Here is a 7,872-nt window from a genome sequence, read left to right on the forward strand (position 1 = left end):
CAACCCGGCCTCAGCGCCCGGCGCGGGCGATGCGGGCGTAGGCCTCGCGCACCGCGTCGGCGCCGTGGCGGCGTTCCAGCCGACGCACGATGAAGTGCCCGCGCGCCACATCCTGGTAGTAGCCGGTGAACAGCGTGTTGAGCGTGGCGCCTGTGGTGGCACCGATCACCGGCACCGCCTGCGCGGCGAACTTCTCGGTCACCACCACGCCGAAACGGCCGGCCACCTTCTCCACCAGCCGTGCCAGCCACTTGCCCGCCTCGCGCGCTCCCAGGCCCAGGGTGAGGCCCTGCGCGCCGGCACCGCCAGCCAGCTCCGCCGAGAGGTGGCGGACCACGTCGGCGACGAAGCCGCGCGCCAGGTAGTAGCCGGTCTCGCTGGCATCGTCGCCCGGCGAGCGGCCGCCCAGCGCGAAGACTTCCAGGCAGGCCTGGCGGGTCTCCGGATCCTGCAGGTCGAAGCCCTCACTGCGGGCGACATCGGCCACCGCGCGCATCATGATCGTGGTCGAGACCGGCAGCTCCAGCAGCAGTGCGCCCAGGCCGAAGGCGCCACCCACCGCGCCGGCGCCGGCCGCGGCCAGCTTGTGCCAGCCCGTGGAGGCGGGCTTGCCGGGAGCGTTGTCCAGGCTCCACAGCGCCACCTGCACGGCCTTGTACAGCGCCGCCTCGGCGGCGGCGTGGATGCGCCGCGACACACCCTCCGGCAGACGGCTGACCGCGAACTCCAGCGGCGCGCCGGCCAGGTCGGCCATGCGCGCGGTCAGCGTCAGCGCCTCCAGCAGGGCGACGGCGCGTTGCAGATCGGCCCAGTCGCGCGGGGCGCGCGCCGGACCGTTGGCGGGAAGCGGCAGGCTCATGCCCGCATCCTAGCCGCCGCGGCCGCGGGGCGGAACGCACCCCTGCAGCGCCGGTTCAGGCGGAAGGCAGGCCGCCCAGCTCGCCCATGTAGCGGCGGTAGTGGCGTAGCTCGGCGATGGAGTCGTGGACGTCGGCCAGGGCGGTGTGCGCGCCCTGCTTCTGCACGCCGGCCAGCACCTGCGGCGCCCAGCGCCGGGCCAGTTCCTTGATCGTGCTCACGTCCAGGTTGCGGTAGTGGAAGTACTGCTCCAGGCGCGGCATCAGCCGGTGCAGGAAGCGGCGGTCCTGGCAGATGGAGTTGCCGCACATCGGCGAGGCCTTGGCCGGCACCCACTGGTTGAGGAAGGCCACCGTGCGCGCCTCGGCCTGGGCCAGGGTCACGTCGCTCTCCAGCACCCGCTGCCACAGGCCGGAGCACCGGTGCTGGTTGCGGTTCCACTCGTCCATCGCCTCCAGGGTGGCCAGCGGATGGGCGATGGCCAGCGACGGGCCTTCGGCCAGCACTTCCAGGTTGGCGTCGGTCACCACGGTGGCGATCTCCAGGATGGAGTCGCGGTCCGTGTCCAGCCCCGTCATCTCCAGGTCGATCCAGATCAGACGGTCCTGTGCTGCGTTTTGGCCCATTGCGAGTGTTCCGGTGTGCGCTTGTCTGCCGCGCGTGGGCTGGCATGATAGCGCAGCCCCCCGCGCGTACCGGAGCCGATGAGTCCGTCCACCGACCACGCCGTGCTCACCGCGATGCTGGCGCCAGCGTTCTTCCTGACCGCCACCGCCTCGCTGCTGCTGTCGGCCAACAACCGGCTGGCGCGCATCATCGACCGCACCCGCACCCTGCTGCGCGAGCTGGCCGAGCTGGACGACCCGGACCAGCGCGCCCTCTACGAGAAGCGGGTGGCGCTGCAGCGCCGGCGCAGCACCATCATCCTGCGCGCCGGCCAGCTGCTGTACGGGGCCATCACCTTCTTCGTCGCCACCAGCCTGGCCATCGCCTTGGACGCCTTCACCGGGCACCGCCTCGGCGTCGTGCCGGTGTGGCTGGCCAGCGGCGGCGTGCTGTGCATGTTCTCGGCCAGCCTGCTGCTCGCCCGCGAATCCACCCTCGCGGTCACCGCGATCCAGGAGGAGATGGACCACCGGCCGCGGGCGCGCCGCGGCTGAGGCCGCGGTCAGGTCAGTGGCGGCTTGCCGCGCTTGCGCCGGAAGTAGTTGGTCAGGCGCGTGCCGGCCTCGGCCGCCAGCACCCCGCCGGTCACCGCCACGCGATGGTTGTGGCGCGGGTCGGCCAGCAGGTCGAACACGCTGCCGGCCGCGCCGGTCTTGGGGTCGGTGGCGGCGTACACCACGCGGGCGATACGTGCGTGGACCATGGCCATGGCGCACATGGCGCAGGGCTCCAGGGTCACGTACAGGGTGCAGCCGACCAGGCGGTGGTTGCCCAGCCGGGCCCCGCCCTGGCGCATGGCCACGATCTCGGCGTGGGCGCTGGGGTCGTGGTCGCGGATGTTGCGGTTCCAGCCCGCACCGACGACCTCCCCGTCCGGCGACACCAGCACCGCGCCCACCGGCACCTCGTCGTACTCCTGCTCGGCGCGTTCGGCCAGGGCCAGGGCGTGGCGCATGAAGCGCTCGTCCGTGGCCGGGTCGGCCGCGGCGGCGGGCGGCTCGCGCGCGTCCAACAGCTTCCAGAACACCCGGGTGGCGCCCAGCCCGCCCAGCGGCTTGTAGGCGTACTCGGGGATGTCGCCGGCCACGTGGTAGCCCAGCCTGCGGTAGAAGCCGCTGGCCCCCTCCACCAGCGAGGCATCCAGGGTGATCAGCCGGCGCCCGCGCTCGCGCGCGGCCTGCTCCAGGGCGCGCACCAGCGCCGCGCCCACGCCCAGTCCGCGCGCGGCGGTGGCGGTCATCACCTTGGTCAGCTCGGCGCGGTGCGGCTGGCTGGGCGCCTGCACCAGGGCCAGCGAGCCGGTGCCGAGCAGCTGGCCGCCGCGCCAGGCGCACAGGACCACGCGCTCGCCGCGCTCGGCCGCCTCCAGCGCCCCGGCCCAGAAGGCGCGCGCCTCCTCCAGCGGCAGAGGATGCATGAAGCCGACCGAGCCGTTGTGGGCCACGGTCTCCACCAGCAGTGCGGCCAAGGCGTCGCGGTCGCCCCGTCCGGCGGGGGCGATGCGCAGGGAAGGTTCTTCGGTCTGCATGGAACGGGCGGAGGAAGGCGGCGCGTGCGCCGGGAGCCGGACGGTGCGCGCGGCGCGGGCCGGACCGGGGGCGGCAAAGGGGAGCCGAAAAACGGGCGCCACCGGAGGACGGCGCCGGCCGGGGTTTCAGCGCAGCAGGGCCAGCAGGGCCTCCGCGGCGGGCGCGGACGAAGCCGGGTTCTGGCCGGTGACCAGGCGGCCGTCGGTGACCACGTAGGGCTGGAAGTCGGCCGCCTTCGAGTACCGGCCGCCGTTTCCGCGCAGCATGGCCTCCACCGAGAACGGCACCACCGCGGTCAGGCCCACGGCTGCCTCCTCGCTGTCGCTGAAGGCGGTGACCTGGCGGCCCTGCACCAGCGGCGCACCGTCCGGCCGGCGCGCGCGGCGCAGTGCGGCCGGACCGTGGCAGACCGCGCCGATGGGCTTGCCGGTGGCCTCGGCGCGCTCGATCAGCGCCACCGAGCGCGCGTCCTCGGCCAGGTCCCATAGCGGGCCGTGGCCGCCCGGGTAGAACAGCGCGTCGAAGTCGTCCATGGACACCTCGGCCAGGGGCCGGGTGGCGGCCAGCGCGGCCATGGCCCGGGCGTCGGCCTGGAACCGGCGGGTGTCCTCCGTCTGCGCCTCCGGCGCGCCGCTGCGCGGGTCCAGCGGCGGCTGGCCGCCCCTGGGCGAGGCCAGCACGATCTCCGCCCCGGCGTCACGGAAGCGCCAGTACGGCGCGGCCAGCTCCTCCAGCCAGAAGCCGGTCTTCTCGCCGGTCTCGCCCAGGCGGTCGTGGGAAGTCAGCACCATGAGGATCTTCATGCCGTGCACTCTCCTGTCGGGGAAGGAAGGCGGGCCGTGGCCGGCCCGCGTGCCATCAGCTTGCCGCATGGCGGCGTGGCGGGCATCCGCCCGCCGCCACCGTGCGCCAGATAATAAACACTCGGAAATTCAAATTGTTGCGCGCCAATCCTGAAGCGCATTCACAGGCGCGCGCCGGATGCCGGGGGCGCCCCGCCCGCCCGGATCACCAGCGCTGGTGCACCCAGGGCTTGATGTCCTGCTCGTAGATGCGGGCCACCGCCTCCATGGTCTGCGGCGGCAGCGCCGGCAGCCCGGCCGCGGCGATGTTGGCCAGCGCCTGCTGGCGGTTGCGCGCACCCGGGATCACCACCGTCACCGCCTCGTGCATCAGGATCCAGCGCAGCGCCAGCTGCGCCAGGGTGGCGCCTTCCGGCACCAGCGGGCGCAGCTTCTCCACCGCGACCAGGCCCACCTCGTAGGGCACGCCGGCGAAGGTCTCGCCCACGTCGAAGGCTTCGCCGTGGCGGTTGAAGCGGCGGTGGTCGTCCTCGGCGAAGGTGGTGTCCGGGCCGAACTTGCCGGTCAGCAGGCCGCTGGCCAGCGGCACGCGCACGATCACCGCCACGTTGCGGCGCTGCGCCTGCCGGAAGAACAGCTCCGCCGGGCGCTGCCGGAACATGTTGAAGATGATCTGCACGCTGGCCACGCCCGGGTACTCGATGGCCTTGAGGGCCTCCTCCACCCGCTCGACGCTGACGCCGTAGTGGCGGATCTTGCCCTGCTCCACCAGGCGCTCCATCGCCTCGAAGATCTCCGGGTGGTAGTAGGCGTCGGTCGGCGGGCAGTGCAGCTGCACCAGGTCCAGCGTGTCGGCCTCCAGGTTGCGCAGGCTGCGCTCGATCCAGGCCGACAGGTTCTGTGCGGTGTACCCCTCCACCACCTGCTCCGGCAGGCGGCGGCCGGCCTTGGTGGCCACGAACGGGCGCGGGCCGTCGCGCTCCTTCAGCACGCGGGCGATCAGCCGCTCGGAATGGCCGTCGCCGTACACGTCGGCGGTGTCGATGAAGTCCAGGCCCGCGTCCAGCGCGGCGTGCAGGGCCGCCATGGACTCGGCATCGTCGGTCCGGCCCCAGGCGCCGCCGATGGCCCAGGCGCCAAAGCCGATCTCGCCGACCTGGCGGCCGGTACGTCCGAACACTCTCTTTTGCATGGGAACCTCTCGGGGGAAGGCAGACGCGCGGGCGCCGGCGGACACCGGCGGGGCCTGCCGCCGGGCCATGATGCAGCACCGGGCCGGCGCCCCCCAAGCCTGCGGCCCGCGGCCCGCCTCAGCCCGCGGGCCGGCAGCGGAGCAGCACCACGCCGGAGCCGAAACGCTCCGCCGACACGGTGCGGAAGGCCTGGCCCGCCCGCAGGGGCGGCAGCCGCGGGCCGCGCGTGGCAAACAGCGGCTGCAGGAGGATGTGCACCTCGTCGAGCATTCCCGCCGCGGCCAGCGAAGCGGCCAGTCCGGGGCTGCCGAACAGGACCACGCTCCCGCCGATGCCGGCCAGCGTGGCGCGCAGCGCCTCCAGGCCGGCGACCCGGGTGGTGCCGGGCCAGGCCGGGGCCGGTTCGCGGCCGGACACGACGATCCGGGGGTTTGCATCCAGCACCCGGGCCAGCTCCAGCACCTCCGCCGGCAGGTCGCGACGGTGCAGCGCCCGTGGCCAGAAGGCGGCGAACAGCTCGTACGTGGCCCGGCCCAGCAGCAGCGCCGCGGCCGAGCGCGCCAGCGCGGCGGCATAGCGGTGGTGGTCGGCGTCGGCGACCACGTCCCCGTGGTGGCAGGTGCCGGAGAGCGTGGCGTTGATCGAGCAGATGATGCGGGGCATGGCGCGGACTCCGTCGGAGCTCACTCCCCCGGCAGGACGATCCAACGGCCGGGCGGTCGACACGGTGACCGCGCCGCCCGCGGGCCACACCACCCGGCAAGCCGCTAGGATGTGGAGGCAGTCATGGCGCCGGCACGGGGCCGCGCCCTGCGCCGGGGAAGCACGCATGCCGCCAGAGGGAATGATGCACGCGATGGTCCTGCACCGGCCGGGTCAGCCGCTGGTGCGGGAGACACGGCCGCTGCCCGCGCCCGGCCCGGGACAGGTGCGGCTGCGCGTGCTGGCCTGCGCGGTGTGCCGCACCGACCTGCACGTGGTGGACGGCGAACTGCCCCACCCGCCCTGCCGCGGGTGCCCGGGCACGAGATCGTGGGCGTGGTGGAGGCCACCGGCCCAGGCGTGGACGCTCCGGCCCTCGGCCGGAAGGTGGGCGTGGGCTGGCTGGGCCACACCTGCGGCCACTGCGACTACTGCGCCGCCGGGCGCGAGAACCTCTGCGATGCCCCCGGCTTCACCGGCTACACACGCGACGGCGGCTTCGCCACCCACGCCATCGCCGAGGCCGGCTTCTGCCTGCCCCTGCCGGCACACGCCGACCCGCTGCACACCGCGCCGCTGCTGTGCGCCGGCCTGATCGGCTGGCGCGCGCTCAAGGCCGCCGGCGACGGCCGCACGCTGGGCCTGTACGGCTTCGGCGCGGCCGCCCACCTGATCGCCCAGGTCGCCATCCGCCAGGGCCGGCGTGTGTACGCCTTCACCCGCCCGGGTGACGGGGTCGCGCAGGCCTTCGCGCGCACGCTGGGCGCCACCTGGGCCGGCGGCTCCGACGAGCCGCCACCGGAACGCCTGGACGCCGCCATCCTCTTCGCGCCCGTCGGCGGGCTGGTGCCGGCCGCCCTGGCCGCCGTGCGCAAGGGCGGCCGCGTGGTGTGCGGCGGCATCCACATGAGCGACATCCCCTCATTCCCCTACCGCCTGCTGTGGGAGGAGCGCGAACTGGTGTCCGTGGCCAACCTCACCCGCGCCGACGGCCGCGAGTTCCTGGAGCTGGCCGCCCGCGAACCGCTGCAGGTGCACGCCACGCCCTACCCGCTCGCCGCCACCAACGAGGCGCTGGCCGACCTGCGCGAGGGCCGACTCAGCGGGGCGGCGGTGGTGGTGCCGTAAACCCACATCCACTTCATTGGCAAAGGTTTGACGCAATGGCCCATACGAAAGGATTCTCTGTCCGCATCTTCATCCCTTCGGGAGAGCCGGAAGGGCTTCGCATCATCGAAAAATCCAACTGGACCGGACAGGGACTGGTCTTTCCGCGGGCGCAGTACGCCGAAGCGCGCAAGCGCCCGGAAGTGGGCCGCACCGGTGTTTACGTCCTCTGGGGGCCGAGCGAGACAGGACAGCTGCCCCGAGTGTACATTGGCGAAGGCGACGTCGTGCTGCCCAGGCTGGACCAGCACGCCAGACAGAAGGACTTCTGGACTCACGCCGCCGTGTTCACCAGCAAGGACCAGAACCTCAACAAGGCCCACGTCCAGTATCTGGAAGCCCGGCTTGTCGAGCTGGCGGCGGCGGCAAAGCGTGCCGAACTCGACAACGGCAACATCCCCCAGCGCCCCAACCTGTCGGAGGCCGATGTCGCCGACGCCGAGGGCTTCCTGGGCGACCTGTTGCTGTGCCTGCCCGTGGTGGGCGTGAACCTGTTCGAAAAGGCCGTGGCGGACGCCTTGCGTTCCGACCGCGATCTGCTGTTCCTCAGGTCGAAAGGAATAGAGGCGCGCGGCCTCGACAGCAGCGAGGGTTTCGTGGTGCTTGCCGGGTCCCGGGCGGCACGGGCGACGGTCCCCTCCTGCCACCCCTATCTGATCGAGCTGCGCAAGTCGCTCATCGACAAGGGCGTCCTGGTCACCGACGGAGAGACCTACAGGCTCAGCCAGGACTACACCTTCAACTCGCCTTCCACGGCGGCAGGCGTGATGCTGGGCCGGTCCTCCAATGGACGCGCCGAGTGGAAGGACAGCAAGGGGCGCTCCCTTAAGGAAGGTCTGAACAACCCGCTCTGCCGCCCGGATTGCGGCATCGTGGCGCCGGCCTGGCGTCGCTTTCGAGCCGGATTTCGCCCGTGCAGGGCGGTTTTTGGCGGGTTTCCCCGCCTTACGGACG

The 7,872-nt window shown here is 73.1% G+C and carries 9 protein-coding genes and 1 pseudogene; 3 read left to right on the forward strand and 7 right to left on the reverse strand.

Features of this window, described 5'->3' with window-relative positions; genetic code table 11:
- Positions 1–10: 10 nt before the first annotated feature.
- Together CR938_RS04840 and orn are read right to left on the reverse strand one after the other, a co-directional pair.
- Positions 11–859 carry an EcsC family protein gene (locus CR938_RS04840; protein WP_162123917.1) on the reverse strand — a complete coding sequence of 283 codons (849 nt, stop codon included), beginning with the start codon at positions 857–859 and terminating at the stop codon, positions 11–13.
- 55 nt (positions 860–914) lie between these two features.
- Positions 915–1,484, reverse strand: coding sequence for an oligoribonuclease (gene orn / locus CR938_RS04845; RefSeq protein WP_162123918.1), 570 nt, complete (start codon positions 1,482–1,484; stop codon positions 915–917).
- A gap of 78 nt (positions 1,485–1,562) precedes the next feature.
- Between orn and CR938_RS04850 the strand changes: the two genes are divergently transcribed.
- On the forward strand, positions 1,563–2,018 hold the full coding sequence (locus tag CR938_RS04850) for a DUF2721 domain-containing protein (protein ID WP_162123919.1): 456 nt from the start codon (positions 1,563–1,565) through the stop codon (positions 2,016–2,018).
- 8 nt (positions 2,019–2,026) lie between these two features.
- Here the strand turns inward: CR938_RS04850 and tadA are convergent, their stop codons facing one another.
- From tadA to CR938_RS04870, 5 genes and pseudogenes are all read right to left on the reverse strand, one after another.
- Positions 2,027–2,479, reverse strand: coding sequence for a tRNA adenosine(34) deaminase TadA (gene tadA, locus CR938_RS14560; RefSeq protein WP_246190977.1), 453 nt, complete (start codon positions 2,477–2,479; stop codon positions 2,027–2,029).
- Positions 2,480–2,659: 180 nt separating this feature from the next.
- Positions 2,660–3,052, reverse strand: a pseudogene (locus CR938_RS14565) (GNAT family N-acetyltransferase); the annotation flags it as partial.
- 126 nt (positions 3,053–3,178) lie between these two features.
- Positions 3,179–3,856: a type 1 glutamine amidotransferase domain-containing protein gene (locus CR938_RS04860; RefSeq protein ID WP_162123921.1), complete on the reverse strand. Its 678-nt coding sequence runs from the start codon at positions 3,854–3,856 to the stop codon at positions 3,179–3,181.
- Positions 3,857–4,061: 205 nt separating this feature from the next.
- Positions 4,062–5,048: an aldo/keto reductase gene (locus CR938_RS04865; protein ID WP_162123922.1), complete on the reverse strand. Its 987-nt coding sequence runs from the start codon at positions 5,046–5,048 to the stop codon at positions 4,062–4,064.
- A gap of 118 nt (positions 5,049–5,166) precedes the next feature.
- Positions 5,167–5,712: a dihydrofolate reductase family protein gene (locus tag CR938_RS04870; protein WP_162123923.1), complete on the reverse strand. Its 546-nt coding sequence runs from the start codon at positions 5,710–5,712 to the stop codon at positions 5,167–5,169.
- Positions 5,713–6,063: 351 nt separating this feature from the next.
- On the opposite strand from CR938_RS04870, the gene CR938_RS04875 reads away from it, so the two are divergent.
- Both CR938_RS04875 and CR938_RS04880 read left to right on the forward strand, forming a co-directional pair.
- On the forward strand, positions 6,064–6,879 hold the full coding sequence (locus tag CR938_RS04875; protein ID WP_246190975.1) for an alcohol dehydrogenase catalytic domain-containing protein: 816 nt from the start codon (positions 6,064–6,066) through the stop codon (positions 6,877–6,879).
- Between the two features lie 35 nt (positions 6,880–6,914).
- The coding region (locus CR938_RS04880) for a GIY-YIG nuclease family protein (protein ID WP_162123924.1) at positions 6,915–7,872 on the forward strand (958 nt) is incomplete at its 3' end.

This window comes from Pseudoxanthomonas taiwanensis, from assembly GCF_010093135.1.
In the GTDB taxonomy this organism is placed as follows: domain Bacteria; phylum Pseudomonadota; class Gammaproteobacteria; order Xanthomonadales; family Xanthomonadaceae; genus Pseudoxanthomonas; species Pseudoxanthomonas taiwanensis.

Excerpts from the sequence above, each read along its gene's own strand:
- CR938_RS04840 (WP_162123917.1), bottom strand. The coding sequence starts at position 859 with ATGAGCCTGCCGCTTCCCGCCAACGGTCCGGCGCGCGCCCCGCGCGAC.
- orn (WP_162123918.1), bottom strand. The coding sequence starts at position 1,484 with ATGGGCCAAAACGCAGCACAGGACCGTCTGATCTGGATCGACCTGGAG.
- tadA (WP_246190977.1), bottom strand. The coding sequence starts at position 2,479 with ATGCGCCACGCCCTGGCCCTGGCCGAACGCGCCGAGCAGGAGTACGAC.
- CR938_RS04850 (WP_162123919.1), top strand. The coding sequence starts at position 1,563 with ATGAGTCCGTCCACCGACCACGCCGTGCTCACCGCGATGCTGGCGCCA.
- CR938_RS04860 (WP_162123921.1), bottom strand. The coding sequence starts at position 3,856 with ATGAAGATCCTCATGGTGCTGACTTCCCACGACCGCCTGGGCGAGACC.
- CR938_RS04865 (WP_162123922.1), bottom strand. The coding sequence starts at position 5,048 with ATGCAAAAGAGAGTGTTCGGACGTACCGGCCGCCAGGTCGGCGAGATC.
- CR938_RS04870 (WP_162123923.1), bottom strand. The coding sequence starts at position 5,712 with ATGCCCCGCATCATCTGCTCGATCAACGCCACGCTCTCCGGCACCTGC.